25 protein-coding genes and 1 tRNA gene are annotated in these 26662 nt (G+C 72.3%); 14 read left to right on the top strand and 12 right to left on the bottom strand.

Going from position 1 to position 26662, the window contains the following annotated elements; translation table 11 throughout:
* Positions 1-10: 10 nt before the first annotated feature.
* Positions 11-1354, bottom strand: a complete 1344-nt coding sequence (locus ABEB07_RS35945; RefSeq protein ID WP_345672258.1) for a sensor histidine kinase — start codon at positions 1352-1354, stop codon at positions 11-13.
* A gap of 241 nt (positions 1355-1595) precedes the next feature.
* Between ABEB07_RS35945 and ABEB07_RS35940 the strand changes: the two genes are divergently transcribed.
* The 6 genes from ABEB07_RS35940 to ABEB07_RS35915 all read left to right on the top strand — a co-directional run bounded on the left by ABEB07_RS35940 (position 1596) and on the right by ABEB07_RS35915 (position 6380).
* A tRNA-Gln gene (locus ABEB07_RS35940) sits at positions 1596-1669 on the top strand.
* Positions 1670-1791: 122 nt separating this feature from the next.
* Positions 1792-3240, top strand: coding sequence for a bifunctional UDP-N-acetylglucosamine diphosphorylase/glucosamine-1-phosphate N-acetyltransferase GlmU (glmU, locus tag ABEB07_RS35935; RefSeq protein WP_176149308.1), 1449 nt, complete (start codon positions 1792-1794; stop codon positions 3238-3240).
* A gap of 137 nt (positions 3241-3377) precedes the next feature.
* Entirely contained in the window at positions 3378-4352 is a 975-nt protein-coding gene (locus tag ABEB07_RS35930) for a ribose-phosphate diphosphokinase (protein ID WP_164586863.1), read from the top strand.
* Between the two features lie 193 nt (positions 4353-4545).
* Positions 4546-5142, top strand: coding sequence for a 50S ribosomal protein L25/general stress protein Ctc (locus ABEB07_RS35925; RefSeq protein ID WP_176149309.1), 597 nt, complete (start codon positions 4546-4548; stop codon positions 5140-5142).
* A gap of 79 nt (positions 5143-5221) precedes the next feature.
* Positions 5222-5833: an aminoacyl-tRNA hydrolase gene (pth, locus tag ABEB07_RS35920; RefSeq protein ID WP_176149310.1), complete on the top strand. Its 612-nt coding sequence runs from the start codon at positions 5222-5224 to the stop codon at positions 5831-5833.
* Positions 5834-5885: 52 nt separating this feature from the next.
* Positions 5886-6380 (top strand): hypothetical protein, encoded by a 495-nt coding sequence (locus ABEB07_RS35915; protein WP_345672256.1) that lies wholly within the window; start codon positions 5886-5888, stop codon positions 6378-6380.
* A 75-nt stretch (positions 6381-6455) separates the two neighbouring features.
* Here ABEB07_RS35915 and ppc read toward each other — a convergent pair whose 3' ends face one another.
* The gene (ppc, locus tag ABEB07_RS35910; RefSeq protein WP_345672255.1) at positions 6456-9197 is read right to left on the bottom strand and encodes a phosphoenolpyruvate carboxylase; all 2742 of its coding nucleotides are present in this window, start codon (positions 9195-9197) and stop codon (positions 6456-6458) included.
* 289 nt (positions 9198-9486) lie between these two features.
* On the opposite strand from ppc, the gene ABEB07_RS35905 reads away from it, so the two are divergent.
* From ABEB07_RS35905 to ABEB07_RS35890, 4 genes are all read left to right on the top strand, one after another.
* Entirely contained in the window at positions 9487-10497 is a 1011-nt protein-coding gene (locus ABEB07_RS35905) for an acyl-CoA desaturase (RefSeq protein ID WP_176149313.1), read from the top strand.
* Positions 10494-11168 carry a TetR/AcrR family transcriptional regulator gene (locus tag ABEB07_RS35900; protein WP_164586874.1) on the top strand — a complete coding sequence of 225 codons (675 nt, stop codon included), beginning with the start codon at positions 10494-10496 and terminating at the stop codon, positions 11166-11168. Before ABEB07_RS35905 ends, ABEB07_RS35900 begins: the two co-directional genes overlap by 4 nt.
* Positions 11169-11259: 91 nt before the next feature.
* Positions 11260-11514 carry a type II toxin-antitoxin system Phd/YefM family antitoxin gene (locus ABEB07_RS35895; protein ID WP_176149315.1) on the top strand — a complete coding sequence of 85 codons (255 nt, stop codon included), beginning with the start codon at positions 11260-11262 and terminating at the stop codon, positions 11512-11514.
* Complete coding sequence (locus tag ABEB07_RS35890; RefSeq protein ID WP_345672254.1) at positions 11511-11765, top strand: type II toxin-antitoxin system RelE family toxin; 255 nt, start codon at positions 11511-11513, stop codon at positions 11763-11765. Before ABEB07_RS35895 ends, ABEB07_RS35890 begins: the two co-directional genes overlap by 4 nt.
* Positions 11766-11775: 10 nt before the next feature.
* On the opposite strand, the gene ABEB07_RS35885 is transcribed toward ABEB07_RS35890, so the two are convergent.
* Together ABEB07_RS35885 and ABEB07_RS35880 are read right to left on the bottom strand one after the other, a co-directional pair.
* Positions 11776-12138, bottom strand: a complete 363-nt coding sequence (locus tag ABEB07_RS35885; protein ID WP_345672253.1) for a VOC family protein — start codon at positions 12136-12138, stop codon at positions 11776-11778.
* 3 nt (positions 12139-12141) lie between these two features.
* Complete coding sequence (locus tag ABEB07_RS35880; RefSeq protein ID WP_345672252.1) at positions 12142-12969, bottom strand: trans-aconitate 2-methyltransferase; 828 nt, start codon at positions 12967-12969, stop codon at positions 12142-12144.
* A gap of 127 nt (positions 12970-13096) precedes the next feature.
* Here ABEB07_RS35880 and tamR point away from each other — a divergent pair, with 127 nt between their 5' ends.
* Positions 13097-13594: a MarR family transcriptional regulator TamR gene (tamR, locus tag ABEB07_RS35875; RefSeq protein ID WP_345672251.1), complete on the top strand. Its 498-nt coding sequence runs from the start codon at positions 13097-13099 to the stop codon at positions 13592-13594.
* Positions 13595-13606: 12 nt separating this feature from the next.
* Here tamR and ABEB07_RS35870 read toward each other — a convergent pair whose 3' ends face one another.
* Positions 13607-14383, bottom strand: coding sequence for a response regulator transcription factor (locus ABEB07_RS35870; RefSeq protein WP_345672250.1), 777 nt, complete (start codon positions 14381-14383; stop codon positions 13607-13609).
* Between the two features lie 277 nt (positions 14384-14660).
* On the opposite strand from ABEB07_RS35870, the gene ABEB07_RS35865 reads away from it, so the two are divergent.
* Positions 14661-15104: a GNAT family N-acetyltransferase gene (locus ABEB07_RS35865; protein WP_345672249.1), complete on the top strand. Its 444-nt coding sequence runs from the start codon at positions 14661-14663 to the stop codon at positions 15102-15104.
* A gap of 50 nt (positions 15105-15154) precedes the next feature.
* Here ABEB07_RS35865 and ABEB07_RS35860 read toward each other — a convergent pair whose 3' ends face one another.
* The 4 genes from ABEB07_RS35860 to galT all read right to left on the bottom strand — a co-directional run bounded on the left by ABEB07_RS35860 (position 15155) and on the right by galT (position 19098).
* Positions 15155-15835, bottom strand: coding sequence for an adenosylcobinamide amidohydrolase (locus tag ABEB07_RS35860; RefSeq protein WP_345672248.1), 681 nt, complete (start codon positions 15833-15835; stop codon positions 15155-15157).
* Between the two features lie 81 nt (positions 15836-15916).
* Entirely contained in the window at positions 15917-17071 is a 1155-nt protein-coding gene (galK, locus tag ABEB07_RS35855) for a galactokinase (protein WP_345672247.1), read from the bottom strand.
* Positions 17072-18040 (bottom strand): UDP-glucose 4-epimerase GalE, encoded by a 969-nt coding sequence (gene galE, locus ABEB07_RS35850; RefSeq protein ID WP_345672246.1) that lies wholly within the window; start codon positions 18038-18040, stop codon positions 17072-17074.
* Entirely contained in the window at positions 18037-19098 is a 1062-nt protein-coding gene (gene galT, locus ABEB07_RS35845; protein WP_345672245.1) for a galactose-1-phosphate uridylyltransferase, read from the bottom strand. The genes galE and galT overlap by 4 nt, the downstream gene beginning before the upstream one ends.
* Positions 19099-19354: 256 nt before the next feature.
* Between galT and ABEB07_RS35840 the strand changes: the two genes are divergently transcribed.
* A complete protein-coding gene (locus tag ABEB07_RS35840) occupies positions 19355-21046 on the top strand; it encodes a sodium:solute symporter family protein (protein WP_176149325.1) in 1692 nt (563 codons plus the stop codon).
* 21 nt (positions 21047-21067) lie between these two features.
* Positions 21068-21466, top strand: coding sequence for a hypothetical protein (locus ABEB07_RS35835; protein WP_345672244.1), 399 nt, complete (start codon positions 21068-21070; stop codon positions 21464-21466).
* A 53-nt stretch (positions 21467-21519) separates the two neighbouring features.
* Here the strand turns inward: ABEB07_RS35835 and ABEB07_RS35830 are convergent, their stop codons facing one another.
* The 3 genes from ABEB07_RS35830 to ABEB07_RS35820 all read right to left on the bottom strand — a co-directional run bounded on the left by ABEB07_RS35830 (position 21520) and on the right by ABEB07_RS35820 (position 26488).
* On the bottom strand, positions 21520-22188 hold the full coding sequence (locus ABEB07_RS35830; RefSeq protein ID WP_164584698.1) for a response regulator transcription factor: 669 nt from the start codon (positions 22186-22188) through the stop codon (positions 21520-21522).
* A gap of 196 nt (positions 22189-22384) precedes the next feature.
* Positions 22385-24358, bottom strand: a complete 1974-nt coding sequence (locus tag ABEB07_RS35825; RefSeq protein WP_345672243.1) for an outer membrane protein assembly factor BamB family protein — start codon at positions 24356-24358, stop codon at positions 22385-22387.
* A gap of 117 nt (positions 24359-24475) precedes the next feature.
* Positions 24476-26488, bottom strand: a complete 2013-nt coding sequence (locus tag ABEB07_RS35820; protein WP_345672242.1) for an outer membrane protein assembly factor BamB family protein — start codon at positions 26486-26488, stop codon at positions 24476-24478.
* Between the last annotated feature and the right edge of the window lie 174 nt (positions 26489-26662).

Below are 26662 nucleotides of genomic sequence, written 5' to 3'. Positions count from 1 at the left end.
GCGCCCCCGCCTACGCCGTGGCCGGGATCACCGCCGACACCCGGAAGCCACCCGTGTCCGTCGGGCCCGAGACGAAGACGCCGCCCAGGGCGTGGACCCGTTCCCGCATGCCGAGCAGGCCGTTGCCGCCGGACGGCAGGCGGACCGGCGGGGCCGACGCCTGCTCGGGCGGCGGCTCGTTCTCCACCTGCATCGCGATCTCCGCCGACCGGTGCGCGAGCCGTACGTACGTCTTCGCGCCCCCGGCGTGCTTGTGGACGTTGGTCAGCGCCTCCTGCACCACCCGGTACGCGGTCTGCTCGATCTCCGCGCCGTACTCCCGCGCCTCGCCCTGCACGGTGAGGTCCACGACCATCCCGGCCGCCGCCGACTGCCCGACCAGCTCCGCCAGCTCGGCCAGGCTCGGCCCCTCCGCGCCGCCCGGCTCGTCGGCGGCCCGGGAGGCGGCGGCAGCGGCAGCCGCGGCGACGCCGACCGCGACCAGCGGCACCGAGGCCGCCGCGACCCGCTCCCGGCGTTCACGCCCCTGCTCCTCGCCGCCGCTGCGCAGCACCCCGAGCATCTCGCGCAGCTCGGTCAGCGCCTGCCGGCCCATGTCGCCCACCAGCGCGGCGTTCTTCACCGCCTTCTCGGGGTCCTTGCGCGCCACCGCCTGAAGGGCGGCGGCGTGCACGACCATCAGACTCACCCGGTGCGCGACCACGTCGTGCATCTCCCGGGCGATCCGGGTCCGTTCCTCGCTGCGGGCCCACTCGGCCCGTTCCTCCGCCCGCTCCGCGAGCAGTTGCAGCTCCCGCTCCAGGCTGTCCGCCCGCTCGCGCAGGGACTCCATGAGCCGCCGCCGGGCGCCGACGTACAGGCCGAGCAGCAGCGGCGGCGCGGTGAGGCCGAGCGAGGTGGTGACGGCGGCGAACGGGACGAACCAGTCGCCCAGCGTGAAGTCCCCCCGCGCCATGTCCTGCCGCACCCGCACGAACGTCACGATCATCGTGCCGAACAGCGACATCCCGGCCAGGGCCCCGATGACGCGGCGCGGCAGCTCGCAGGTGGCGAGGGTGTAGAGGCCGACGATGCCCATCAGGAAGCCCATCTGGGCCGGTGTGACGGCGATCGCCACCAGCACCACGGCTATCGGCCAGCGCCGCCGGATCAGCAGCACCGAACCGGCCAGCAGTCCGAACACCAGCCCGGCGGTCAGCGGGATCCCCGCGTCCCGCGCGAACGGCACGCCCTCCGCCGCGCACTCGGCGGCCGACGCCAGCGCCAGGCTCCCGTCGAACAGCGCGCTGCGCCACCGCGTCCACCACCACGGCCCGGTCAGGGCCGTGGCGTGCTCTTCCCCCGTCGTGGTCATGCGTCCAGCCTACGGGCGGCCGCACCGGCTTTTCCGGCGAGTTTCGCGTACCGCCCAGCAGGTACGCGCGACGCCGCGGCCCCCGCCGCGGCCCGGCGCCCCCGGCGTCCCGGGACCGTCGTCGCGGGCGGACACCGTCGCGGTGAAGGCGCCGGGTACGGCATAGTGGTGTCCGGACGCGGAGCCGATCACCGGGACCGATCAGCGCATCGGATTCCCGCGGGCGTCGCGCGGCCGCCGATCCCGGATCGTCTAAGGGCAGGACAAACGGTTTTGGTCCGTTGAATGAGGGTTCGAATCCTTCTCCGGGAGCCACAGCGCGCGAGACCGCACCACGGGTCCCGGCCCCCTCGGGCCGGGACCCGCTCTCGTACCCCCGCCCGACCGCCCCGGTATCCTGCGGATGTCCACCCCACCCAAAAGCCGAAGGGCATCCCGTGAGCGCCATTCGCCCGGCAGCCGTCGTCGTTCTCGCAGCGGGTGAGGGCACCCGTATGAAGTCGGCCACACCCAAGGTCCTGCACGAGATCTGCGGCCGTTCCCTGGTCGGCCATGTCCTGGCCGCCGCGCGTGAGTTGAACCCGGAGAACCTGGTCGTCGTGGTCGGGCACGCGCGGGAGAAGGTGACCGCGCACCTCGCGGAGATCGACGCCGAGGCCCGCACCGCCGTGCAGGAGAAGCAGAAGGGCACCGGGCACGCCGTCCGCATGGGGCTTCAGGAGCTGGGCGGCTCCGTCGAGGGCACCGTCATCGTGGTGTGCGGGGACACCCCGCTGCTGACCGCCGGGACGCTGCGCGACCTGGCCGCCGCGCACACCGCGGACGGCAACGCCGTCACGGTGCTGACCGCCGAGGTGCCCGACGCCACCGGGTACGGCCGGATCGTGCGCGACGCCGCGAGCGGCGCGGTGACGGCGATCGTCGAGCACAAGGACGCCACCGAGGCCGAACTGGCCGTCCGCGAGATCAACTCCGGGGTGTTCGCCTTCGACGGGCGGCTGCTGGCCGACGCGCTGGGCAAGGTGCGCACGAACAACAGCCAGGGCGAGGAGTACCTCACCGACGTCCTCGGCATCCTGCGCGAGGCCGGGCACCGCGTCGGCGCCAGCGTGGCCGGCGACCACCGGGAGATCGCGGGCATCAACAACCGGGTGCAGCTGGGCGAGGCGCGGCGCACCCTGAACGAGCGGCTGCTGACCGCGGCGATGCTCTCCGGGGTGACCGTCGTGGACCCGGCGACGACGTGGGTGGACGTGACGGTGACGTTCGCGCAGGACGTGACCGTGCTGCCGGGCACGCAGCTGCACGGCGCCACGCACCTGGCCGAGGGCAGCGTGGTCGGCCCGAACAGCCGGCTGACCGACACCAAGGTGGGCGCCGGGGCGCGGGTGGACAACACCGTCTCGGACGGCGCGGTGGTCGGCCCGGAGGCGTCCGTGGGGCCGTACGCCTATCTGCGGCCGGGGACCCGGCTCGGCCTGAAGTCGAAGGTCGGCACGTACGTCGAGACGAAGAACGCCCGGATCGGCGAGGGCACGAAGGTGCCGCACCTGTCGTACGTGGGCGACGCGACGATCGGCGAGTACACGAACATCGGCGCCGCGAGCGTGTTCGTGAACTACGACGGCCAGGACAAGCACCACACCACGATCGGGTCGCACTGCCGCACCGGTTCGGACAACATGTTTGTGGCTCCGGTCACGGTCGGGGACGGCGCCTACACCGCCGCCGGCTCGGTGATCACGAAGAACGTGCCGCCGGGTTCGCTGGCCGTGGCCCGCGGCCAGCAGCGGAATATCGAGGGTTGGGTGGAGCGCAAGCGCCCCGGGAGCGCGGCGGCGAAGGCGGCCGAGGCGGCGACCCCGAGGGCGGAAGGCGAAGCCTGACCGGAAACAGGTGCGTCCGCGACGGCGTACCGTGATAAGTGCACACCCGCACCCCACCAGCTGAGACGGCCTCTCGCGCACGGTTGACGAGGTCATCTCGACACCCAGCTGCGAACACCCTCCGAGGAGACAGTGCTGTGACCGGGATCAAGACGACCGGCGAGAAGAAGATGATGTTCTTCTCCGGCCGCGCCCACCCCGAGCTTGCCGAGGCGATCGCCCACGAGCTGGGTGTCGGGGTCGTCCCGACGAAGGCGTTCGACTTCGCCAACGGCGAGATCTACGTGCGGTATCAGGAGTCGGCCCGCGGCGCGGACTGCTTCCTGATCCAGAGCCACACCGCCCCGATCAACAAGTGGATCATGGAGCAGCTGATCATGATCGACGCGCTCAAGCGCGCGTCGGCCCGCTCCATCACCGTCATCGTGCCGTTCTACGGTTACGCCCGGCAGGACAAGAAGCACCGCGGCCGTGAACCCATCTCGGCGCGTCTGGTGGCCGATCTGATGAAGACCGCGGGCGCCGACCGGATCCTCGCCGTCGACCTGCACACCGACCAGATCCAGGGCTTCTTCGACGGCCCGGTGGACCACCTGTTCGCGCTGCCGCTGCTGGCGGACTACGTGGGCAGCAAGGTGGACCGCGACAAGCTGACGATCGTCTCCCCGGACGCCGGCCGGGTGCGGGTCGCCGACCGCTGGTGCGACCGCCTGGGCGCGCCGCTGGCCATCGTGCACAAGCGGCGCGACAAGGACGTGGCCAACCAGGTCACCGTGCACGAGGTCGTCGGTGACGTCGAGGGCCGCATCTGCGTGCTGGTGGACGACATGATCGACACCGGCGGCACCATCTGCGCCGCCGCCGACGCCCTGTTCGCGCACGGCGCCGAGGACGTCATCGTGACCGCCACGCACGGCGTGCTGTCCGGTCCGGCCGCCGACCGGCTGAAGAACTCCAAGGTGAGCGAGTTCGTGTTCACCGACTCGCTGCCCACGCCGGGCGAGCTGGAGCTGGACAAGATCACCGTGCTGTCGATCGCGCCCACCATCGCCAGCGCGGTGCGCGAGGTGTTCCAGGACGGTTCCGTCACCAGCCTGTTCGACGAGCAGTAACGATCACTCCGGCGATCGTCCCAGATCGTTTTGGATCCGGCCTCCCTGGCCGAGTAGACTGCTCCAGTTGCTCGGCGAGGGAGGCCGTTTCCGTTTGCGCGGACACGGCGGTCCGTTATCGACGCGCTCTTCGTAGCAGGCCGTTCGTAGGCCGGGTGACCACAGTCCCTACTTTCTACGAGGAGTGAAGAGCATGTCCGAGGTGAAGATCTCCGCCGGTACGCGCAGCGAGTTCGGCAAGGGCGCCGCCCGCCGTATCCGCCGTGACAACAAGGTCCCCGGCGTCCTGTACGGGCACGGCTCCGAGCCGCTGCACCTGACCCTGCCGGGCCACGAGCTGCTGCTGGCGCTGCGCACGCCGAACGTCCTGATCTCGCTGGACATCGACGGCAAGTCCAACGAGCTGGCGATTCCGAAGTCCGTGCAGCGCGACCCGCTGAAGGGCTTCATCGAGCACGTCGACCTGCTGCTGGTCAAGCGCGGCGAGAAGGTCAACGTCGAGATCCCGGTCGTCGCCGAGGGCGAGCTGGCCGCGGGCGGCAACCTGCTGGAGCACGTCCTGGCCGCGCTGCCGGTCGAGGCCGAGGCCACGCACATCCCCGAGCAGGTCACCGTGTCCGTGGAGGGCCTGGAGGCCGGCGCCTCCGTCCACGCCAAGGACATCACCCTGCCGAACGGCGTCTCGCTGGCCGTCGACGCCGACGCGGTCGTCCTCCAGGTCCTGGCCGCCCAGGCCGAGGAGGCCCCGGAGGGCGAGGAGACCGAGGGCGACGAGGCCGCGGAGGCCTGATCCCCACGCGCACCGTTTTCGTCCGGCCGCCGCTCCCGTATCCCGTACGGGAGCGGCGGCCGGCGCGTATCAAGGAGACATGGACGTGAGCACCCCGGCGAGTTCCGCGACCGACCCCTGGCTGATCGTGGGGCTCGGCAATCCCGGACCGGAGTACGCCATGAACCGGCACAACGTGGGGTTCATGGTGGCGGACCTGCTGGCCGACCGCGTCGGGGGCCGGTTCAAGCGGGCCGGCAAGGCACAGGCGCAGGTCGTGGAGGGGCGGATCGGCCCGCCGGGGCCGGGCAGCCGGCGCGTGGTGCTGGCCAAGCCGATGTCCTACATGAACCTGTCGGGCGGCCCGGTGAACGCGCTGCGCGACTTCTACAAGGTGCCCCTCGACCACGTCGTGGCGATCCACGACGAGCTGGACATCGACTACGGGGTGCTGCGGCTGAAGCTGGGCGGCGGCGACAACGGGCACAACGGCCTGAAGTCGATGACCAAGGCGATGGGCCCCGGCTACCACCGGGTGCGGTTCGGCATCGGCCGGCCGCCGGGCCGGATGCAGGTCGCGGACTTCGTGCTGAAGGACTTCTCCTCGGCCGAGCGCAAGGAGCTGGACTACTTCGTGGACCGGGCGGCGGACGCGGTGGAGGCCCTGCTCTCCGACGGTCTGGAGCGCGCGCAGGGTGCGTACAACTCCTGACTTGTCCGGGTCCCGGCCGCCCGTGAGTTGACCGGGCGTACAGGTATGGCCAATGATCCCGGCCATGTCCCCAGCCACTGCCCGCACCGCCTCCGTCGCCGCGCTGCGGCTGGGCCGGGTCGTCTCGATGGGCGCGGTCGCGGCGCTCCTTCTGATCGCGGGCGTCTGGGCGTCCTGGAGCACCGCGCCGTACGTGCTGCTGACCAAGGGGCGCGAGCGCGGCACGGTCGAGGTGACGGCGTGCGCCCGGGAGGCGTGCAGCGGACCGTACACACCGCGCACGCCGGGGTCCACGGCGCGCGCCCGGGTGGAGATCGACTCGGTGGCGGTGCGCAAGGGGCATGCCTACGACGTGGTGGTGAAGCCGGGCACCGATCAGGTGCTCAGATCGGGTCCGGCCGGGATCCTGTACGCGTGGGCCCCGCTGGGCGGCTCGCTGCTGCTGGCCTCCGTGGTGGTGGCGGGCGGGCTGCGCCGGACCCGGGCGGCCTGGGTGCTGGCCGGTTCGGGCGTCGCGCTGCTGACGGCGGCGTTCCTGGCCCTGTGAGTCCCGACGGCGCACACGCGAAGGGCGCGCCCCCGGGTCGTACGAACCCGGGGGCGCGCCCTTCGCGCGGGACGGTCAGCCGGTGTTGCGCAGGCCGGCGGCCACGCCGTTGACGGTCAGCAGCAGCGCCCGCGCGAGCAGCGGGTCCGCCTCCCGCTCCGCCGCCGCCTCGTCGCGCTGCCGCTTGAGCAGGGCGACCTGGAGGTAGGAGATCGGGTCGAGGTAGGCGTCGCGGATGGCGAAGGTCTGCTTCAGCTCGGGCTGGGCGGCCAGCAGTTCGCTCTCGCCGGTGACCCGCAGGACCTCGGCGACGGTGAGTTCGTGCTCGGCCTTGATGACGTCGAAGACGTGCTTCAGCTCGTGGGGGACGAGGGTGTCGACGTAGTGCTGGGCGATGCGCAGATCGGTCTTGGCGAGCGTCATCTCGACGTTGGAGATGAAGTTGCGGAAGAAGTGCCACTGTTCGTGCATCTCGCCGAGCACGGTGTCGCCGTCCTGCCGCAGACCCGCTTCGCGCAGCGCCTTGAGGCCGGAGCCGACGCCGAACCAGCCGGGCACGATCTGCCGGGACTGGGTCCAGCCGAACACCCACGGGATGGCGCGCAGGCCGTCGAGCGAGACGCCCGAGCCGGGGCGGCGGGAGGGCCGCGAGCCCAGGTGCAGCTCGGCGAGCTGGTCGACCGGCGTGGAGGCGAGGAAGTACGTCGGCAGGTCGGGGTCCTCGACGAGCCGGCGGTAGGCGGCGTGGGCGGCGTCGGAGACGACGTCCATGGCCGCGTCCCAGCGGGCGAGCGCCTCGTCGGACTGGCGGGGCGCGGTGTGCAGGGCGGACGCCTGGAGGGTGGCGGCGACCGTCAGCTCCAGGTTCTCCCGGGCCAGGGAGGGGATCAGGTACTTGTCGGAGATGACCTCGCCCTGCTCGGTCACCTTGATCTCGCCCTCCAGGGTGCCCCAGGGCTGGGCGAGGATCGCGTCGTGCGAGGGGCCGCCGCCGCGGCCGACGGTGCCGCCGCGGCCGTGGAAGAGGCGCAGCCGCACGCCGTAGCGGTGGGCGACGTCGCGCAGCCGGCGCTGGGCGCGGTGGATCTCCCACTGCGAGGTGGTGATGCCGCCGAACTTGGAGGAGTCCGAGTAGCCGAGCATGACCTCCTGCACGTCCCCGCGCAGCGCGACCAGGCGCCGGTAGGACGGGTCGGAGAGCATGTCCTCCAGGATGGTGTCGGCGGCCTTCAGCTCGTCGGTGGTCTCCAGCAGCGGCACGATGCCGATCTTCGCCCAGCCGGCGTGCAGGTCGATCAGACCGGCCTCGCGGGCGAGGACGGCGGCGGCGAACACGTCGTCGGCGCCCCGGCACATGGAGATGATGTACGACTCGATGACCTCGGGCCCGAAGACGCGCAGGGCGCGCCCGACGGTCTCGAAGACGCCGAGGGTCTTGGCGCCGGCCGCGTCCACGGGCGCCGGGGTCGGGGCGAGCGGCCGCCGCGAGCGCAGCTCCTTGGCGAGCAGCTTGGCCCGGTACTCGCGGGGCATGTCGGCGTAGCGCCAGGACTCCTCGCCGAGCCGGTCGAACAGCTGGCCGAGGGCGTGGTGGTGGGCGTCGGCGTGCTCGCGCACGTCCATGGTGGCGAGCTGGAGTCCGAAGGCGGCCAGGGTGCGGATGGTGCGGGCGAGCCGGCCGTCGGCGAACAGGCCGCCGCGGTGCTGGCGCAGCGAGTCCTGGAGCAGCCGCAGGTCGGCGAGGAGTTCGGCGGTGCCGAGGTAGTCGCGGCCACTCTCGTGCCCGGTGGAGCGGGCCAGGCGGCGCTTGGTGTTGACGAGCTTCTGCCGGATGCAGGTGGCCTTGAGCCGGTAGGGCTCCTCGGCGTTGAGCCGCTTGTAGCGGGGGCTGATCTCGGGCAGGTTCTCCAGGTCGCTCCGGAGGGAGTCGAGCAGTTCCTCGGTGGCGCCGGTGTAGCGGATCGAGTTGGACAGGAAGCCGCGCAGCTCGTCCACCATGTCCAGGGCGTCGTTGATGCCGTGCTCGTGCTGGAGGATCAGCACGTCCCAGGTGACCTGCGGGGTGACGTTGGGGTTGCCGTCGCGGTCGCCGCCGATCCAGGTGCCGAAGGTGAGCGGGCGGGTCTCGTCGGGCAGCTTGACGCCGACGCGCTCCAGTTCGGCGGTCAGGTCCTCCAGGACGTCGCCGACCGCGCCGGCGTGCAGTTCGTCCAGGTAGTAGATGGCGTTGCGGGCCTCGTCGGTGGGTTCGGGGCGGGCGACGCGCAGTTCGTCGGTCTGCCAGACGAGGTCGATGTTCTCGGCCAGGCGGGTGTCCAGGCGGCGCCGGTCGGACTCGATGACCGGCGTCTCCAGCAGCGCGGCGATGCGCCGGAGCTTGTTGAGCACCGAGCGGCGGGCGGCCTCGGTGGGGTGGGCGGTGAACACCGGGCGCACGTTGAGGTGTTGGACGCTCTGCCGCAGGTGCTCGGGGTCGGCGTCCTTGAGCCGGTCGGCCGTACGGGCGAGCAGGCCGCCCTCGGCGGCGCGCCGGGCGCGCAGTTCGCGGCCGCGGTGCACCTGCTCGGTGACGTTGGCGAGGTGGAAGTAGGTGGAGAAGGCGCGGACCAGCTTGGCCGCGGTCTCCAGTTCGGTGCCGCGCAGCAGTTCGGCGGCGGCCTCCCCGTCCTCTCTGGTGAGGCGGCGGACCTTCTCGACCAGGTCGAGGAGTTCCGGGCCTTCCTGCCTGACCAGGGTCTCCCCCAGCAGGTCGCCCAGTCGGCGGATGTCGGCGCGCAGCTCGGTGCTGGTCGTGGTCTGGTCGTCGGCACTGCTCACAGGTGCGGCTCCTTGCAGTGTGGAAGCTCTCTGGAAGGGGACCCGGAAGCGTGCCGCGCGGCGGGGGCCGCATACGGGCCGGGCATCCGGGAAGTCATCTTCAGCGGACCGCGCTGTCCGACCGGGACCAAGTCTAGGTGTCGGGCCGGACGCGCAGGCCAGTGGCTCTTGCCGGGCGGCGACGCACTGCCATACTTACGTTGCCGTAGGTTACGCAACCGTAGGGAGCGGGTCGTTCCCGTAAGACCTCCGGCACCTGTCTCGACCCTCGACCCCACAGGGGACGCCCATGACCGCAAGCTCCTCCGATGTGATCGACGACGCCCCGCGCACGGCGGCCGACGCGACGCCCTCCGCCACCCTGGGCGGCGAGCAGAAGCGTTCGATCGAGCAGATCACGCTGCTGCTGTTCATCACCGTTCCGTTCCTGGCGCTGCTCGCGGCGGTGCCCCTGGCGTGGGGGTGGGGGGTGAGCTGGCTGGACCTCGGTCTGCTGGTCTTCTTCTACTTCCTGGGCTGCCACGGCATCACCATCGGCTTCCACCGGCACTTCACCCACGGCTCCTTCAAGGCCAAGCGGCCGCTGAAGATCGCGCTGGCGATCGCGGGGTCGATGGCGGTGGAGGGACCGCTGGTGCGCTGGGTGGCCGATCACCGCCGGCACCACAGGTTCTCCGACCACGAGGGCGACCCGCACTCGCCGTGGCGCTATGGGGAGAGCGTCCCGGCGCTGCTGAAGGGCCTGTGGTGGGCCCATGTGGGCTGGATGTTCGACGAGGAGCAGACCCCGCCGGAGAAGTACGCGCCGGATCTGGTCAAGGACCCGGCCATGCGGCGGATCTCCCGCCAGTTCGTGCTGTGGACGGTCGTGTCGCTGGGGCTGCCGCCGCTGATCGGCGGACTGGTGACGATGTCGTGGTGGGGCGCGTTCACCGCGCTCTTCTGGGGTTCACTCGTCCGGGTGGCGCTGCTGCACCATGTGACCTGGTCGATCAACTCCATCTGCCACGCGGTCGGCAAGCGCCCGTTCAAGTCGCGGGACCGCTCGGGCAACGTGTGGTGGCTGGCGATCCTGTCCTGCGGCGAGTCCTGGCACAACCTGCACCACGCCGACCCGACCTCCGCGCGGCACGGTGTGGAGCGCGGGCAGCTGGACTCCTCGGCGCGGATCATCCGCTGGTGCGAGCGGCTGGGCTGGGCGTACGACGTGCGCTGGCCGTCACGCTCGCGTATCGATTCCCGCCGCAACACCGACGAACGCGGCTCCCGCCGCCGGAGGGAAACCGCGAAGGCGGCATGATTGACGCCGTGGCGACCGACTCCAGCACCCCCAGCGATGACAAGCCGCGGCGTGCGCGCCGCACCCGCATGACCGGTGCCGAGCGCCGCCAGCAGCTGCTGGAGATCGGTCGCACGCTGTTCGCGGCGAAGGGGTTCGAGGGCACGTCGGTGGAGGAGATCGCGGCGAAGGCCGGGGTGTCCAAGCCGGTGGTCTACGAACACTTCGGCGGCAAGGAGGGGCTGTACGCGGTGGTGGTGGACCGCGAGATGCGGCGGCTGCTGGACATGGTGACCGGCTCGCTGACCGCCGGCCACCCGCGCGAGCTGTGCGAGCAGGCCGCCTTCGCGCTCCTGGACTACATCGAGGAGTACACCGACGGCTTCCGGATCCTGGTCCGCGACTCCCCCATCCCGCAGTCCACGGGTTCCTTCGCCTCGCTGATCTCCGACATCGCCACCCAGGTGGAGGACATCCTGGGCCGCGAGTTCAAGTCCCGCGGCTTCGACCCGAAGCTCGCCCCTCTCTACGCCCAGGCCCTGGTCGGCATGGTCGCGCTGACCGGCCAGTGGTGGCTGGACGTGCGCCGCCCGAAGAAGGCGGAGGTCGCCGCGCACCTGGTGAACCTGGCCTGGCACGGCCTGGACGGCCTGGAGCCGAAGCCGCGGCTGATAGGGCACCGGAAGAGCTGAGGGCCACTCGATCGGGTGGATATCGACTGACAATCACTCGATCGAGTGACACCAAGAGGGCGCAAGATTAATCTTGTGGCATGGTGCGCATATGACTGAGATCGCGATCAGCGCTGCCCGTTCCCAGCTCGGCGACCTGGTCCGCCGGGCCGCCCACAGCCGCGAGACCATCGCCCTGACCGACCACGGCCACGTGGCCGCGCTTCTGGTGTCACCGCAGGTGATAGAGGATCTTGAGGACGCCTTGGCGATCGCCGACTACCAGCGGCGCAAGGCGGAGGGGACGCTCGGGCCGGGCATTCCGATGGCCGAGGTGCGCAAGCGGCTGGGGCTTGAACAGAAGTGACCTACGAGATCGTCTTCGACCCGCACGCTCTCGACGCGGCGACCCGGTTCCTGGCAGAGGACCCCGGCGGCCTCGCCGTGGTCCTGGACGCCATCGACAAGCTGGCCGACGATCCACGCCCGGCGGGGTCGAGTCCGTACAGCTCGTACGACCTTCGCCGCCTGCGGGTCGGCGACTACCGGGTCCTGTACGCCATCGAGTCCGAGGTCATCCAGATCCTCGTCACCCACCCGGGCCGCACCCCCTCCTGAAGTCCTGAGGTCACCCGGTCGGCTCCAGGAACTCCAGGCGGTTGCCCACCGGGTCCTCGGAGTAGAAGCGCCGGTGGCCCGGCAGGTGGTCGTCCCAGGTGACCGGGGCGCCGCGCTCAGCCAGCCGGGCGGCGTACGCCTCGATCCCGCGCACCCGCAGCCCCGGATGGGCCTTGCGCGCGGGCCGGAAGTCCTCCTCGATCCCCAGGTGGAGCTGGACGGACCCGGCCTGGAACCAGCAGCCGCCGCGGGCCGCGAGCAGCGGCGGCTTGGGGATCTCCGTCATGCCGAGGACACCGGCGTAGTACGCCCTCAGGTCGCCCTCGGAGCCGGGCGGGGCGGCGAGCTGGACGTGGTCGACGGCGGTGAGCACGTCTCATGCCTCCTTGACGGCGACGGCGAAGATCCGGCGGAACGGGAACGGGGTGCCGTGCGGGCCGGCCGGATAGGCCTCGCGCAGGGCGGCCCGGTACTCGGCGAGGAACTCCTCGCGGGCCGCCGGCTCGTCGGCGAGGGCGGTGAGCACGGGCCGCAGCCCGGTCCCCATCACCCAGTCCAGCACCGGGTCCTCGCCCGGGAGCAGATGGACGTACGTCGTCTCCCACACGTCGGCGGCGCAGCCGAGGGCGGTGAGCCGCTCCAGGTACTCCTGGGGCTCCAGTACGGCGTCGGCGTGGCGCAGGACGCCGGCGAGGCGGTCGCGCCAGCGGGCGGAGCCGGCCAGGGCGCGCATGATCCGGTGGCTGGGCGCGCCGAAGTTGCCGGGCACCTGGAAGGCGAGGGCGCCGCCCGGCCGCAGGGCCGCCACCCAGTCGGCGAACCGTCCGGCGTGGCCGGGCACCCACTGGAGGGTGGCGTTGCTGACGATCACGTCGTACGGCTCCGGGGGCGTCCAGGTGCGGACGTCGGCGGGCGCGAAGTCGAGCCGGCCGCCGCCGGGGGTCGCGCCCTCGTGGTCCACGACGGCCTTGTCGAGCATCTCGGGCGAGTTGTCGTACCCGGTGATGTGCGCGGCGGGCCAGCGGCCGGCGAGGTACGCGGTGACGTTGCCGGGGCCGCAGCCGAGGTCGGCGACGCGGGGCGCGGGGGCGGGCGGGGACGGGACGCGGGCGAGGAGGTCGGCGAACGGGCGGGCCCGGTGGCCGGCGTGGCGCAGGTACTGCGCCGGGTCCCAGACGGGGTTGCGGGCGCTGGACTCGGACATGGCGGCTCCTCGGGCTCGTCGTTCGGCGACACGCTGGCGCCTTCCCACTGTCGCCCGTCAATTCTCTCTATGTCAAGAATGTTGATGTCAAGAGACTTCACATCGACACAACCACTACACTGATCGCATGGAGGACGAGGTCGATCGGCTGGTCGCGGCGTGGCGGCGGGAGCGCCCGGACCTCGACGTGGAACCGCTAGAGGTGCTGAGCCGGGTCAGCAGGCTGGCCCGGCACCTGGACCGGGCGCGTCGACTGGCCTTCGCGGAGCACAGTCTGGAGCCCTGGGAGTTCGACGTGCTGACCGCGCTGCGGCGCGCCGGGACGCCGTATCAGCTCTCGCCCGGGCAGCTGCTCACCCAGACGCTGGTCACCTCGGGCACGATGACGAACCGCATCGACCGGCTGGCGAAGAAGGGCCTGGTCGAACGGCTGCCCGACCCCAGCGACCGGCGCGGGGTGCTGGTGCGGCTCACCGACGAGGGCCGCGACCGCGCGGACCAGTCCCTCGCGGGCCTGCTGGCCCAGGAGCGCGCGATCCTCGGCGAACTGTCCGCCGCCCAGCGCTCGGAACTGGCCGGACTGCTGCGGCAGTTGACGGCCCCGTTCGACAACATCCCGGGCTGAGGCGCCCGGCGCTCAGGCGCTGCTGCTCTCCTCCACGCCGACACGGCCGGCGGCGGGCGGCAGGTCGACCGGGCCGACCCCGGCGCGGCGGGCCAGGGCGACGGCGGCCAGCGTGGAGTGCACGCCGAGCTTGCCCAGCACGTTCTGCATATGGGTGCGGACGGTGTGCGGGGAGAGGTACAGCCGCTCGGCGACGGCCTTGCGGCCGAGCCCCGCGACCATGCACCGCAGCACCTCCCGCTCGCGCGGGGTCAGCGACTCCACCAGCCGCTCGCTCTCGGTGCGGTGCTTGCGGGCCGCGGTCAGTTCGCGCAGCACGCCGGTGAGCAGCGCGGGCGGCAGATGCGTCTCGTCGCGCAGCACGCCCCGGATCACGGTGAGCAGCCGGGACAGCGAGCAGTCCTTGGCCACCCAGCCGCAGGCCCCGGCCTGGAGCGCGAGCGCGGCCCGGCGCGGATCGTCCTTCTCGGCGAGCACGACGGTCCGCACCCCCGGCTGGGCGACGCGCACCCCGGCCACCAGGGAGATCCCGTCCACCAGCCCCTCCGCGTCGCCGTCCCGCACGGGCACGGCGGCCCGCTCGCCGGGTGCGTTCCCGCCGAGGTCGGCGTCTACGAGGAGCACGTCGAAGCGGCGGCCCTCGGCGGCGGCGCGCTCAAGGCAGCGCAGCGCGGCCGGTCCGGAACCGGCCGCGGACACGTCGACGTCCGGCTCGGCCGCCAGCGCGGCGGCGAGCGACTCGGCGAAGATCCGATGGTCGTCGACGACCAGGACCCGGACTCGAACCACTGAACCCCCCTCCCCCAGGCTCCCGGCGGAGCAGGGGATTCCCGTCGTCGCAGACGCGCATGGCGGACACCGGAGCGGGTACCGCACCCGGGGCCGGCGGGACCGCACGGCCGCCGCCCCGCGGAAGTGCTACCCCCACGGCGGGCGCCGTACCCGGCGGTCGCGCCCCCTGAACGGCGCCGGCCCCCACCGGCACCGTTTTTCAGAGTACGGGCGGCGGCCGGAAGGGGAAGACAATTCGCAGAACTGACCGGACGACGCGTTTGGGGTGTGCCGCATGTTCCGTATCGAGGCGGGAGTCGACAAAGTACGCCGCGATCTGCTCCGCTCCCGGCTCCGCGACACGAACACGGCGGCCTCCCCCGTGCTGGCGGCGCTGCGCGGCACCCCCGCGGAACGCGAGGCGCCCCTGCACGTCTGGGCGCTGGACCCGGCGGGCGCGCTGGCGGGCGGCCTGGTGGGCCACACCTGGACGACCTGGCTGCACGTGACCTACCTCTGGGTCGACGCCCGCCACCGGGGATCGGGCCTCGGCTCCCGCCTCCTGACCCGCGCCGAACGCATCGCCCGCGACCAACGCGACTGCACCGCCGCCCGCCTGGAGACCTGGGACTTCCAGGCCCCCCACTTCTACCGCCGCCACGGCTACAAGGTGATCTGCGCCCTCCCCGACTACCCCCCGGGCCTCACGGAGTACACCCTGGTGAAGCCCCTGGGCTGAGCGGACGCCAGCCCGGGCGCCGGAAACCCGTGGTCCTTCGTCACCGGGGATCAGCGGGGTGGGAGGGCGGTGGTGGTGGCTCGGTGGACTGCTCGGGCGAGGCGGGCGCCCCAGAGGGAGCGGGGGCCGGCGAAGGCGTGGGGGGTGGAACCGGGGGTGGGGACTCGGGCGGCTACGCAGACCGCGTCCGTGGGGGTGCCGGAGCAGTCGTGGCCCGCCTCCAGGAGGGCCTGGACCTTCGCCTCGGTGGCGGTGGCGACCGCGTTGACCAGGGCCGCGTCGGTCAGCGCCACCGGCACGGCGACGACGATGTTGATCGTGCCGGGCTGGGCGGGCAGGACGGCGGTCTGCGCCGGGGCGGCGGCCCAGCCGCGCACGCTGATGCCCGCCGTGACGACCGCCTCGACGCCGGCGTCCGCCGCCTGGCCGTAGCGGGTGACGTCGGCCGCCGTCATCAGCCCGACCCCCGGCCCCACCGCACCGGCCCCGGCGGCCAGTTCGGCGAGGTGCCGGTCGGGGTCGGTGCGCCGGTAGCCGTGGGCGACCTGCGCGTTGAGCACCCAGCCGCGCTCGCCGATCCCGCCGCCCAGCACCGCGCTGCTGATCATCCGCCAGCCCGGCCCGGCCGCCCACAGCAGCGCGTGCAGCCGCTCACCGTCCTCGGAGCGGGCGAGCAGCCGCGCGGCGCGCGGGCCGGCGGTCGTGGTGGACGGGGGCAGGGTGGCGGTCACCGGGCACGGCTCCTTGCGGTGGGAGGACCGGGCGATCCTATGCGGGGCGCCCCCATCCCGTGCCGGCGGCCGCCGCGGCACTCACCCCACCCGGCGCGCCCCCGCCGAAGGCACCGCCTCGAAGACGCGCGGGAGGGTGAAGTCCGCCGTCGTGAAGGCGTCTTCGAGGGACTTGGTGATCGCCGGGACGTCTGACTCCTCCGCCAGGACGATCGCCGAGCCGCCGAAGCCGCCGCCCGTCATGCGGGCGCCCAGGGCGCCGGCGGCCAGGGCGGTGTCGACGGCCAGGTCCAGTTCCGGGCAGGAGATGCGGAAGTCGTCGCGCAGGGAGGCGTGGCCCTCGGTCAGCACCGGGCCGATCGCGCGGGTGCGGCCCGACTCCAGGAGCGCGACGACCCGTTCGACCCGCTCGTTCTCGGTGACGATGTGCCGCACCAGGCGCCGTACCTCCGGCTCGTCGCCGAGCCGGTCGAGCGCCGCGTCCAGTCGGGCGTGGGGCACGTCGCGCAGGGCGCTCACGCCGAGCAGCGCCGCGCCCTTCTCGCAGCCGGCCCGCCGCTTGCCGTACTCGCCGTCGCTGTGGGCGTGCTTGACGCGGGTGTCGACCACCAGCAGACGCATGCCCTCGGCCGCCAGGTCGAAGGGGATCTGGCGCTGGGACAGGTCGCGGGTGTCCAGGAACAGCGCGTGGCCGGCCGTGCAGCAGGCGGAGGCGGTCTGGTCCATGATGCCGGTCGGCGCGCCGACGTAGACGTTCTCCGCGCGCTGGCACAGGCGGGCCAGCTGCCCGCCTTCCAGGCCGAGGTCGTAGAGGTCGTTCAGCGCCAGGGCGACCACCACCTCCAGGGCCGCCGAGGAGGACAGGCCCGCGCCGGACGGCACCGTGGAGGTGAGGTGCACGTCCGCGCCCGGCACCTCGTGGCCGGCCTCGCGCAGTGCCCACACCACGCCCGCCGGGTACGCCGTCCACTCCCGGTCCGAGCCGGGGGCCAGGTCGGCCACCCGCAGTTCGACCGGGCCGCCCGGCACGTCCGCCGAGTGCAGCCGCAGCACGCCGTCGTCGCGGTGGGCCACCGCGGCGAGGGTGTCGTGCGGCAGCGCGAACGGCATCACGAAGCCGTCGTTGTAGTCGGTGTGCTCGCCGATGAGGTTGACGCGGCCCGGCGCCGCCCACACGCCCTCCGGCGCGGCGCCGTAGAGCGCGGCGAAGCCGTCGGTGACTTCCTGTGCCCCCACTTACTGCTCCTTCGCGGTGTTCTGCGCGAACTCCCAGGCGTCCGCGACGATTCCCGCGAGGTCCGCGCGGGACGGGTTCCAGCCGAGCTTGTCGCGGGCGGCGGCCGCCGAGGCCACCAGGACCGCCGGGTCGCCGGCCCGGCGCAGGGCGGTGACCTCCGGGATCGGGTGGCCGGTGACCTGCCGTACGGTCTCGATCACCTCGCGGACGGAGAAGCCGTTGCCGTTGCCGAGGTTGCAGATCAGGTGCTCGCCCGGGGTGGCGGCCCGCACCGCGAGCAGATGGGCCTCGGCCAGGTCGGCGACGTGGATGTAGTCGCGTACGCAGGTGCCGTCCGGGGTCGGGTAGTCGTCGCCGTAGACGGAGATCGCCTCGCGGCGGCCCTGGGCGACCTGGAGGACGAGCGGGATCAGGTGCGACTCGGGCTGGTGGCGCTCGCCGCAGGCGCCGTACGCCCCGGCCACGTTGAAGTAGCGCAGCGAGACCGCGCCCAGGCCGTGGGCCGCCGCCTCACCGGTGATCATGTGGTCGACGGCCAGCTTGGACGCGCCGTAGGGGGAGGTCGGGGCCGTCGGGTCGGACTCGGTGATCGGCGTGTTCACCGGCTCGCCGTAGGTGGCCGCCGTGGAGGAGAAGACCAGCCTGCGCACGCCGGTCTCGCGCATCGCGCCGAGCAGCGCCATGGTGCCGCCGACGTTGTTGTCCCAGTACTTCTCCGGCCGCGCCACCGACTCGCCCACCTGCGAGAACGCCGCGAAGTGCAGCACCGCGTCGTAGGAGGCGTCCAGCCACTTGGCGGCGTCGCGGATGTCGCCCTCGACGAAGGCCGCGCCGGCGGGGACGCCCTCGCGGAAACCGGTCGAGAGGTTGTCGAGGACGGTGACCTCGTGACCCGCCTCCAGCAGGTGCTGGGCGACCACGCTGCCGACGTAACCCGCGCCGCCCGTCACCAGGTACTTCCCGCTCATGAACTCGCTACCTCTCGCAGTCGCTCGGCCGCGCGCTCCGGCGGCACGTCGTTGATGAACACGTTCATGCCGGACTCGGAACCCGCGAGGAACTTCAGCTTGCCCGAAGTGCGGCGGATGGTGAAAAGCTCGAGGTGGAGCGCGAAGTCCTCGCGGACCACGCCCTCGAACTCCGCCGGCACATCGAACGGCGCCTGGTGCCAGGCCGCGATGTACGGGGTGGGGGCCTCCCCCTCGCCGAAGATCCGGTCGAAGCGCCTCAACAGTTCCAGATACACCTGGGGGAACTCTGTGCGCGCCGCCTCGTCCAGCGCGAGCAGGTCGGGGACGCGGCGCTTGGGGTAGAGGTGCACCTCGTAGGGCCAGTGCGCGGCGTACGGCACGAAGGCCGCCCAGTGCTCGCCCTCCAGGACCAGCCGTTCACCGGCGAGTTCGCGGGCGAGGACGGCGTCGAAGAGGTTCTCGCCGCCGGTCGTCTCCTTGTGGGCGGCGAGCGAGGCCAGCATCCGCGCGGTGCGGGGGGTGGTGAAGGGGTAGGCGTAGATCTGGCCATGGGGGTGACCCAGGGTCACGCCGATCTCGGCGCCGCGATTCTCGAAACAGAACACCTGCTCGACGGAGGGCAGATGCGACAGCTCCGACGTCCGGTCGGTCCACGCCTCCAGGACCAGCCGCGCCTGCTCCTCGGTCAGATCGGCGAAGGACGCGTCGTGGTCGGAGGTGAAGCAGACGACCTCGCAGCGGCCCGAGTCGCCGGCCAGCGAGGGGAAGCGGTTCTCGAAGACGGCCACGTCGTAGGACGCGTCGGGGATCTCGGTCAGCCGCTCGCCGTGCGTCGGGCACAGGGGGCACTCGTCGGCCGGCGGGTGGTAGGTGCGGCCCTGGCGGTGCGAGGCCACCGCCACCGCGTCGCCGAGCAGGACGTCGGGGCGGATCTCGGAGGTGGTGACGGTCGGCTCCAGCGGGCGGCGGTCGACGGCGTCGCGCACGGTGTCGTCGCTCAGGTCGTAGTAGATCAGCTCGCGGCCGTCGGCCAGCCGGGTCGAGGTCTTCTTCACTGTCGGACTCCCTACTGGTCCAAGCCCGGGCCACCGCACCCGCTCAGCCAATCAACCGAATCACTCAACACAATCAAACATAACACGTCACAACCAATCATCGTAGCCCTCGCAGCAGCACAGCGCTGGCGTGGCGAAAGGTCACTCCGGCGGCTACATCACAATCAAACAAAGACAACCAACAAAAGTGTTCAATTCATGAACGCACAGGCGTAGGTTCCCCGCTGGATCAGTTCGCGCGACGAAGCGAGTTCTCATGCAAACCCCCACATACGCACCCGCGTACCTGGCAGCGGAGCTACGGCTGCCCACCAACGGTCTCGACTACGCGATCCTCGGCATCTACTTCGCCGTGGTCCTCGGCATCGGCCTCGCCGCCCGCCGCTCGGTGAAGACCAGCCTCGACTTCTTCCTGTCCGGGCGCTCACTGCCCGCCTGGATCACCGGTCTGGCGTTCATCTCCGCCAACCTGGCCGCCACCGAGATCCTCGGCATGGCCGCCAACAGCGCCCAGTACGGCGCCTACACCGTGCACTGGTACTGGATCGGCGCCATCCCGGCCATGGTCTTCCTCGGCCTGGTGATGATGCCCTTCTACTACGGCTCCAAGGTGCGCTCGGTCCCCGAGTTCCTGCTGCTGCGCTTCGACAAGGGCGCGCACCTGCTCAGCTCGATCCTGTTCGCCTTCGCGGCCATCCTGATCGCGGGCGTCAACCTCTACGCCCTCGCGATCGTCGTGGAGGCGCTGCTGGGCTGGCCGCAGTGGGTGGCGATCGTGGTCGCCGGCTTCTTCGTGCTCGCCTACATCACCCTCGGCGGCCTGTCGTCCGCGATCTACAACGAAGTGCTCCAGTTCTTCGTGATCCTCGCGGCGCTCATCCCGCTCGTGGTGCTCAGCCTGAAGAAGGTCGGCGGCTGGGACGGCCTGACGCACAAGCTGAACGCCGCCCACGGCGACAACTTCACCTCCGCCTGGGGCGGCACCGGCATCGGCCACGCCAACCCGCTCGGCGCGAACTGGCTGACCATCGTCCTCGGCCTCGGCTTCGTGCTGTCCTTCGGCTACTGGACGACCAACTTCGCCGAGGTGCAGCGGGCGCTGTCCGCGAAGAACCTGTCCGCCGCGCAGCGCACCCCGCTGATCGCCGCGTTCCCGAAGATCTTCATCGTCTTCCTGGTGATGATCCCGGGCCTGGTCGCCGCCGCGCTGGTGCCCAACATCGGCACCTCCACCTCCGGGCTCCAGTACAACGACGCGATCCCCTACCTGATGCAGGAGCTGCTGCCCAACGGCGTGCTCGGCATCGCGGTGACCGGACTGCTCGCCGCGTTCATGGCCGGCATGGCCGCCAACGTGTCGTCGTTCAACACCGTGTTCACCACCGACATCTGGGCGAAGTACCTCGTCAAGGACCGCGAGGACGCCTACTACGTGCGGTTCGGGCGGCTGATCACCGCGGTCGGCGTGCTGGCCTCGGTCGGCACGGCGTTCCTGGCGTCGTCGTTCTCGAACATCATGAGCTACCTCCAGACGCTGTTCTCCTTCTTCAACGTGCCGATGTTCGTCGTCTTCATCGTCGGCATGTTCTGGAAGCGGGCGTCCATGAAGTCCGGCTTCTGGGGGCTGCTGGCCGGTACGACGGCCGCGATGGTGAACTACTTCGTCCTCTACAAGAAGGGGATCGTGGACATCCCCACCGACCAGGGCGCCAACTTCGTCTCCGCGATCGCCGGGTTCGTCGCGGGCGCGGTGGTCATGGTGGCGGTGTCGCTGTTCACCAAGCCGAAGCCCGCCGAGGAACTGCACGGGCTCGTCTACGGCACCACGTCGCCGGGCATGGCGGAGGCGCCGGCGCCCGGGGACGAGGCCTGGTACCGCCGGCCCGCGCTGCTCGGGTGGGGCGCCGTCGCCCTCGCCGCCGTCTGCTACATCCCGTTCTCGTTCTGACCGCGGGAGGATTGAGAGACCATGTCACAGTCTGAGAACTCCGGACGGTCCGAGCGTCCCGGTCACCCCGAGCGTTCCGGTCACTCCGAGCGTTCCGGTCACTCCGAGCGTTCCGGTCACTCCGAGCGTTCCGGTCACTCCGAGCAGGACGTCCACCAGCACGTCACCGAGCTGGAGGGGAAGTCGGCGACCGCCGCGCGCATCTTCGACCTGCGGCGGATCATCGGCGGCCTGTTCGTGCTGTACGGGATCATCGTGACGATCACGGGGATCACCGACTCGCAGGCGGCGATCGACAAGGCGCAGGGCGTCAACATCAACCTGTGGACCGGCATCGGGATGCTGGCCCTCGGGGTGTTCTTCCTGGTGTGGCTGAAGCTGCGCCCGGCCGAGGCGCCGAAGGGCCCGGAGCCGGAGTGACCGGAGCCTTAAGTGAGGTGACCGGGGGCGGTTCGGCCGGTCCCGGTCAAGCGTCAGGGGCGGTTCGCCCGGTCCAGCAGGCCGGTGCGGGCCGCCAGGGCCGCCGCCTCCAGGCGGGAGCCCACCCCGAGCTTCATCAGGACCCGCTGCACATGGGTGCGGGCCGTGCTGGGAGCTATGCCCATGCCCGCGGCGATCACCCGGGTGTCCTCCCCTTCGGCGACCCGCACCAGCACCTCCACCTCGCGCGGGGTGAGCAGCCGCAGCAGCCGGCGGCCCTCGTCGTCCGGTTCGGCGGCCGGGTTCAGCAGCTCCGCGAAGGCGCCTTGCAGCAGGCCGGGGGCGATCGCGGCCTCGCCCGCCCGCGCCTTCGCGATCGCCCGCTCCACGCCCTCGATCCGCTCGTCGTGGCGTACGTAGCCGCAGGCCCCCGCCGCGAAGGCGGCCGCGATGCCGCGCGGGGAGGGGACCGGGCCGAGGACCACCACCGCCACCTGCGGGCGTTCCCGCCTGATCCGGGCGACCGGGTCGAACGTGCCCGGCTCGGCCGGCGCCGCCGTGCCCAGCAGGCACACCTCCGGCGCCCGGCTGATCACCAGGTCCGCCGCGCCCGCGGCCGGCGCCGCCGCCGCCAGCACCCGGTGTCCCCGCAGCTTCAGCGCGGAGGCCAGCGCCTCGGCGAGCAGTCGGTGGTCGTCGACCACCATGAGCCGCACTCCCATCGAGCAACCCCCCAGTCCCCCGGCCGGCGCCCGTGCGGGCCCGTCCGTGCCGCTACGGCCCGTACGGACGGGAGGCCCCCCGGCTCTCCCGCCCGTCGCGCACCGGTGCTCCGGGAAACTACACGCTCGCCCGACCCCGCGCTGCCCCTACCGGGGGAAAGAAACCCGGATCGGCGCACTTTCCGGCGCGCGGAGGTCAGCCCACGCCGAAGGCCGTCGCCAGATACTTCTGGCCGCTGCTGCTCCAGTCGGAGATGTAACGCTGGGACAGGTACAGGCGGCCGTTCTGGTAGAGGGTCTCGCCGTAGCGCACCGGGAAGCTGGCCACCAGGTCGCGGACCGAGTCGTCCGCGGAGGTCTGGAGCAGGACGGTCTGCTTGAACGTGGTGCCGTCGATGCCGACGACCTGGCCGCCCTTGTTGTAGGGCGGTTCCTTGTAGGCCACGATGTTCTGGCCGTCCATGCGCAGCGGGGTGACCGTGTAGCCCTCGCCCGCGTCCGCGCGCTGGCCGGTCTCCTTGCCGGTGCCGAGATCGAGGGCGACGACCTCGTTGGTCTGGGCGATGCTGTCGCCGCCCGCGTCGTGCTGCGCGGTGGCCAGGTACGCCTTGTCGCCGCCGACGACGATGCCGACGCAGTCCTCGATCCGGGTGATGCCGTCGCACTTGGCGCCGTACCGGTCCGGCGGGATGGAGATCCGGGTGCGCAGGGCGCCGGTCCCGCTGTCGATGCTGAACAGGTCCGAGACGCCCTGGCCCTTGCCGGAGTCGCCGACCTCCGCGCCGACCACGAGCGGATCGGTGGAGACGACGCTCGCGTACTCGATGCCGGTGGCCAGCTTGTACTCGGAGAGCACCTTCCCGGACTTCGGGTCGATGGTCTGGATGTGCAGCTGACGGCTGCCGTACTGGCCGCACTTGCGCACCGCGACCAGCTTCGCGCCGCCGCCGTAACCGGCGTCGTAGCAGGTGTCGCCGGGCTTCGGGCTCCACAGGACCTTGCCGGTGGCGAGGTCGAAGGCGGCGCCGCCGTTGGTGCTGCCCGCGGCGACCGTGGTGCCGCTGAGGGTGATGTTGTCGAAGTTGACGAGTTCGTCGCCGGACTTGACCGTCTTCGTCCACAGCTTCTTGCCGGCGTCGAGGTCGATCACCGCGACCTGGCTGCAGCCGTGCGAGGGCTTGGCCTTGGTCGCCATGGCGGGCTCGTACATGATCGCCGTCTTGTGGTCCGCCGTGGTGTGCGGGGTGATCTCGCACATCGGGCCGGGGAGCTTGATCGTCCAGAGCTTGGTGCCCTTGGCCGGGTCGTAGCCCACGACCTCGGCGATGCCCGTCTTGGCGTACACCTTGTCGGTGAGCCAGGAACCGGTGACCGTGACCTGGTCCGCCACCTTGGTCAGCGGCACCTGGAAGAGCGTCTTGGCGGTGGGGTCGGCGGGCGCCTTCTCGGTGCCGTGCGCCGAGCCGCCCTTGTCGTCGCCCTTGCCGCCGGCGCCGCCGCTGGAGTGCGCGGTGTCCTGCTTGTCGTCGTCACCGGAGGAGCGCGCGTACCAGAAGCCGCCGCCGACGATCAGCGCGATGGCGACGACGGCCGCGGCGATGATCAGCAGCTGGTTCCGGCGCGCTCTGTCGCCCCCGCCCGGCCCGCCGGGGCCCTGCTGCGGGGGGTACGGGGCGGTGGGCGGCTGGCCGGGGTAGCCGTAGCCCGGCTGTCCCGGGCCGCCCGGGCCGCCCGGAACGCCAGGACCGCCCGGCTGGCCGGGGTAGCCGTAGCCGGGCTGCGGGGTGCCGTACTGGCCCGGCTGGCCGGCGCCGTAGGCGTTCGGGGGCGGGGCCTGGGCCGGAGACGGGGCCGGGGCCGGCGGCTGCGCCGGGTAGCCGTAGCCCGCCGGCTGCTGCGGCGGCTGCGGGGTCTGCGGAGACTGGGGAGACTGGGGATAGCCGTAGCCGGGCGGGGTCTGCGGCGGGCCCGCCGGGGGCGGCGGGGTCTGCGGGGCGCCCTGCGGGGGCGGGGGCGTCTGCGGGGCGCCCTGCGGGGGCTGCGCCGGGTAGCCGTAGCCCGCCGGCTGCTGGGGCGGCTGCGCGGGCTTGCCGAGGTCCGGGCCGCTCGGGGGCGGCCCGAACCCGCCCTGCGGCGGCGGCTGGTGGGGCGGTGGCGGCGGCTGGGTCATGACGGTGCACCTCGAAGAAACGGGAAGAGCCGGGGAAGGGCCGGGAGGAACCGGGCGGGGCCGGCAAGGGCGGGGACGAAGGCGGCGGCGGGCGACGCAGGCGGCGGGCGGTCCGGCTCAGTTGCCGAAGGCGAGCATCAGCTTCTCCCGCGACTTGTCGCTGCCGCTCAGCCGCGTGGTGGAGAGGTAGAAGCGGCCGTCGACCCAGTCGATGTCGCGGGAGAAGAAGCCGTTCTCGATCTCCGCGGTGCTCTGCGGGTTCTGGAGCAGCCTGGTCGTGGCGTGGCTCGCTCCGGCGGTCGGCACGGAGACGATCTGGCCGCCGCTGTCGTAGGACGGCTCGACGTAGGCGATCAGCTTCCCGTCCGCCACCTTGACCGGCATCATCGAGGTGTCCTCGGGGGACTTCACCCGCCACTTCTCCTTGCCGGTGGCCAGGTTGACCGCGACGATCTCGTTGGCGCCGGTGGTCGCCTGGGTCGGCAGGTAGAGGGTGTCCGCGTCGGCGGCCACGCCCTGGCAGCCCTGGAGGTCGCGTTCGAGGATGGCCCAGCCGCACTGGGGGGCGAAGGAGCCCTTGACGTCGACCTGGGAGCGGACCGCGCCGTCGTCCTTCAGGGTCGACACGTTCCAGTGCTTCTTGTCGTCCGTCGAGTACAGGACCAGCGGGTCGAGGGAGTACACCCGCTGCACCGACCAGCCCTTGGGGATCTTCCGGGTCCACCTGACCTTGCCGGTGGCCGGGTCGAGCTGCTGCACCTCGTCGTGTTCGTTGGCGCCGCCGGCCCCGCAGGAGGCGACCGATATCAGCTTGGCGCCGCCCGCGAACGCGGTCGGGAAGCACGCCTCGCCGTACTTCTCCTTCTCGTAGAGCTTGCGCCCGCTGTCCATGTCGTAGGCGACGCCCGACTGCGAGCGGCCCACCATCAGCGTCCTGCCGGTGACGGACAGCTCGACGGTGATCGTGCTGTCGAAGAGCCGGCCCTCGGAGAGCTTGACGCTCCAGCCCTTCTTGCCGGTGTTCAGGTCGAGTTGCTGGAGCTGGTTGCACTTGGCGCGGTCGCTGGTGCCGCTCTCGTAGGCCACCACGACCTTGTCGTCGGCCGACTTCTCCGGCGTCACGGCGCAGATCTTCTGCGGGAAGGCGATCGGGGCCCAGGTCGGCTTGCCGTCACCGACGTCGTAGGCGAAGACCTGCTTGTACGCCGCCTTCACCGCCGTCTTGTCGGTGATCCACATGCCGGGGGCGTCGGCGCCGGAACCGGGCGCGTCGGGCGCCTCCTTGTACCAGAGCACCTTGGCCTCGCCGGCCTGGCGGCCCTCGTTGAGGTTCTCCGGGTCGTCGCCGCCGTCGCCGCTGCCGTCACCGGGGTTGGCCGGGAGGCCGGAGGCGCCGGAGGCGGAGGGCTTGGGGTCGTCGCTCTGGTGCGCGACCGGCTTCTTGCCGCCGTCGTCGCCGCCGCTGGTGACGGCGTACACGGTGCCGCCGACCACGAGCAGCCCGGCCACCGCGGCGCCGATCACCACGGCGGGGCGGCCCTTGAACGGGTTGCGGGAGCCGCCGGGCGGCGGGGTGCCGGGCAGGCCAGGGCCGCCGGGGAACTGCGGCTGCTGCGGATAGCCGTAACCGGGCTGCGGGGCGGTGCCGTAAGGGCCCGGGGTGCCGGGGGCGCCGTAAGGGCCGGGCTGCGGGGTGCCGTAGGGGCCGGGCTGCTGCGGGGGCTGGCCGTACGGGCCCGGGGTGCCGGGGGCGGCGTAGGGGCCGGGCTGCGGGGCGCCGTACGGGCCCGGCTGGGCGTACGGGCCGGGGGCCTGGGCGGGCTGCTGCTGCTGCTGCGGGTAGCCGTAGCCGGGCTGGGGCTGCGGAGGACCCGCCGGGGGCGGCGGGGTCTGCGGGGCGCCCTGCGGCGGCCCCGCCGGGGGCGGCGGCGTGGCCCGGCGCGGGTCCTGGTCGGCCGGGGGCGGAGTCGGCTGGGCGCCCTGGGGCTGCTGCTGGGGCGGTTGCGGGGCGCCGAAGCCGGGGCTCTGGGGGGCGCTCTGGGGTGGCTGCGGCGGCGGCTGCGGAGGCCGGTCCTGTGGTTCCGGTGCGCCGAAGCCGCCCTGCGGCGGCTGGTTGGGTGGCTGAGACATCAGCGCGTTTCCCCCTCATCGGCTGATTTCTCGCCACGTCCGGAGCCGCGCGGTGGCCCCGGAGCCGTACTCAGCCGGTTTCAGACAGTTCTCGGACGGCCCTTTCTATCACTGGCCGCCGAGACCCCACCGGGCCGTGCCCACCCCTGTTTCCAAGGGAGGACCGGCCCGTGA

It is taken from the genome of Streptomyces similanensis, assembly GCF_039543625.1.
GTDB lineage: Bacteria > Actinomycetota > Actinomycetes > Streptomycetales > Streptomycetaceae > Streptomyces > Streptomyces similanensis.
Note: the sequence above shows the minus strand (reverse complement) of the source record. Positions and strands in the feature narration are given on the sequence as shown.

Coding starts and splice junctions, on each gene's coding strand:
- ABEB07_RS35880 (WP_345672252.1), bottom strand. CDS start 12,969: ATGTCCGAGTCCAGCGCCCGCAACCCCGTCTGGGACCCGGCGCAGTAC.
- pth (WP_176149310.1), top strand. CDS start 5,222: ATGGACGTGAGCACCCCGGCGAGTTCCGCGACCGACCCCTGGCTGATC.
- ABEB07_RS35835 (WP_345672244.1), top strand. CDS start 21,068: ATGTCACAGTCTGAGAACTCCGGACGGTCCGAGCGTCCCGGTCACCCC.
- ABEB07_RS35865 (WP_345672249.1), top strand. CDS start 14,661: ATGTTCCGTATCGAGGCGGGAGTCGACAAAGTACGCCGCGATCTGCTC.
- ABEB07_RS35830 (WP_164584698.1), bottom strand. CDS start 22,188: ATGGGAGTGCGGCTCATGGTGGTCGACGACCACCGACTGCTCGCCGAG.
- ABEB07_RS35945 (WP_345672258.1), bottom strand. CDS start 1,354: ATGACCACGACGGGGGAAGAGCACGCCACGGCCCTGACCGGGCCGTGG.
- ABEB07_RS35925 (WP_176149309.1), top strand. CDS start 4,546: ATGTCCGAGGTGAAGATCTCCGCCGGTACGCGCAGCGAGTTCGGCAAG.
- ABEB07_RS35915 (WP_345672256.1), top strand. CDS start 5,886: ATGATCCCGGCCATGTCCCCAGCCACTGCCCGCACCGCCTCCGTCGCC.
- ABEB07_RS35895 (WP_176149315.1), top strand. CDS start 11,260: ATGACTGAGATCGCGATCAGCGCTGCCCGTTCCCAGCTCGGCGACCTG.
- ABEB07_RS35825 (WP_345672243.1), bottom strand. CDS start 24,358: ATGACCCAGCCGCCGCCACCGCCCCACCAGCCGCCGCCGCAGGGCGGG.
- ABEB07_RS35820 (WP_345672242.1), bottom strand. CDS start 26,488: ATGTCTCAGCCACCCAACCAGCCGCCGCAGGGCGGCTTCGGCGCACCG.
- ABEB07_RS35905 (WP_176149313.1), top strand. CDS start 9,487: ATGACCGCAAGCTCCTCCGATGTGATCGACGACGCCCCGCGCACGGCG.
- ABEB07_RS35900 (WP_164586874.1), top strand. CDS start 10,494: ATGATTGACGCCGTGGCGACCGACTCCAGCACCCCCAGCGATGACAAG.
- tamR (WP_345672251.1), top strand. CDS start 13,097: ATGGAGGACGAGGTCGATCGGCTGGTCGCGGCGTGGCGGCGGGAGCGC.
- ABEB07_RS35840 (WP_176149325.1), top strand. CDS start 19,355: ATGCAAACCCCCACATACGCACCCGCGTACCTGGCAGCGGAGCTACGG.
- galE (WP_345672246.1), bottom strand. CDS start 18,040: ATGAGCGGGAAGTACCTGGTGACGGGCGGCGCGGGTTACGTCGGCAGC.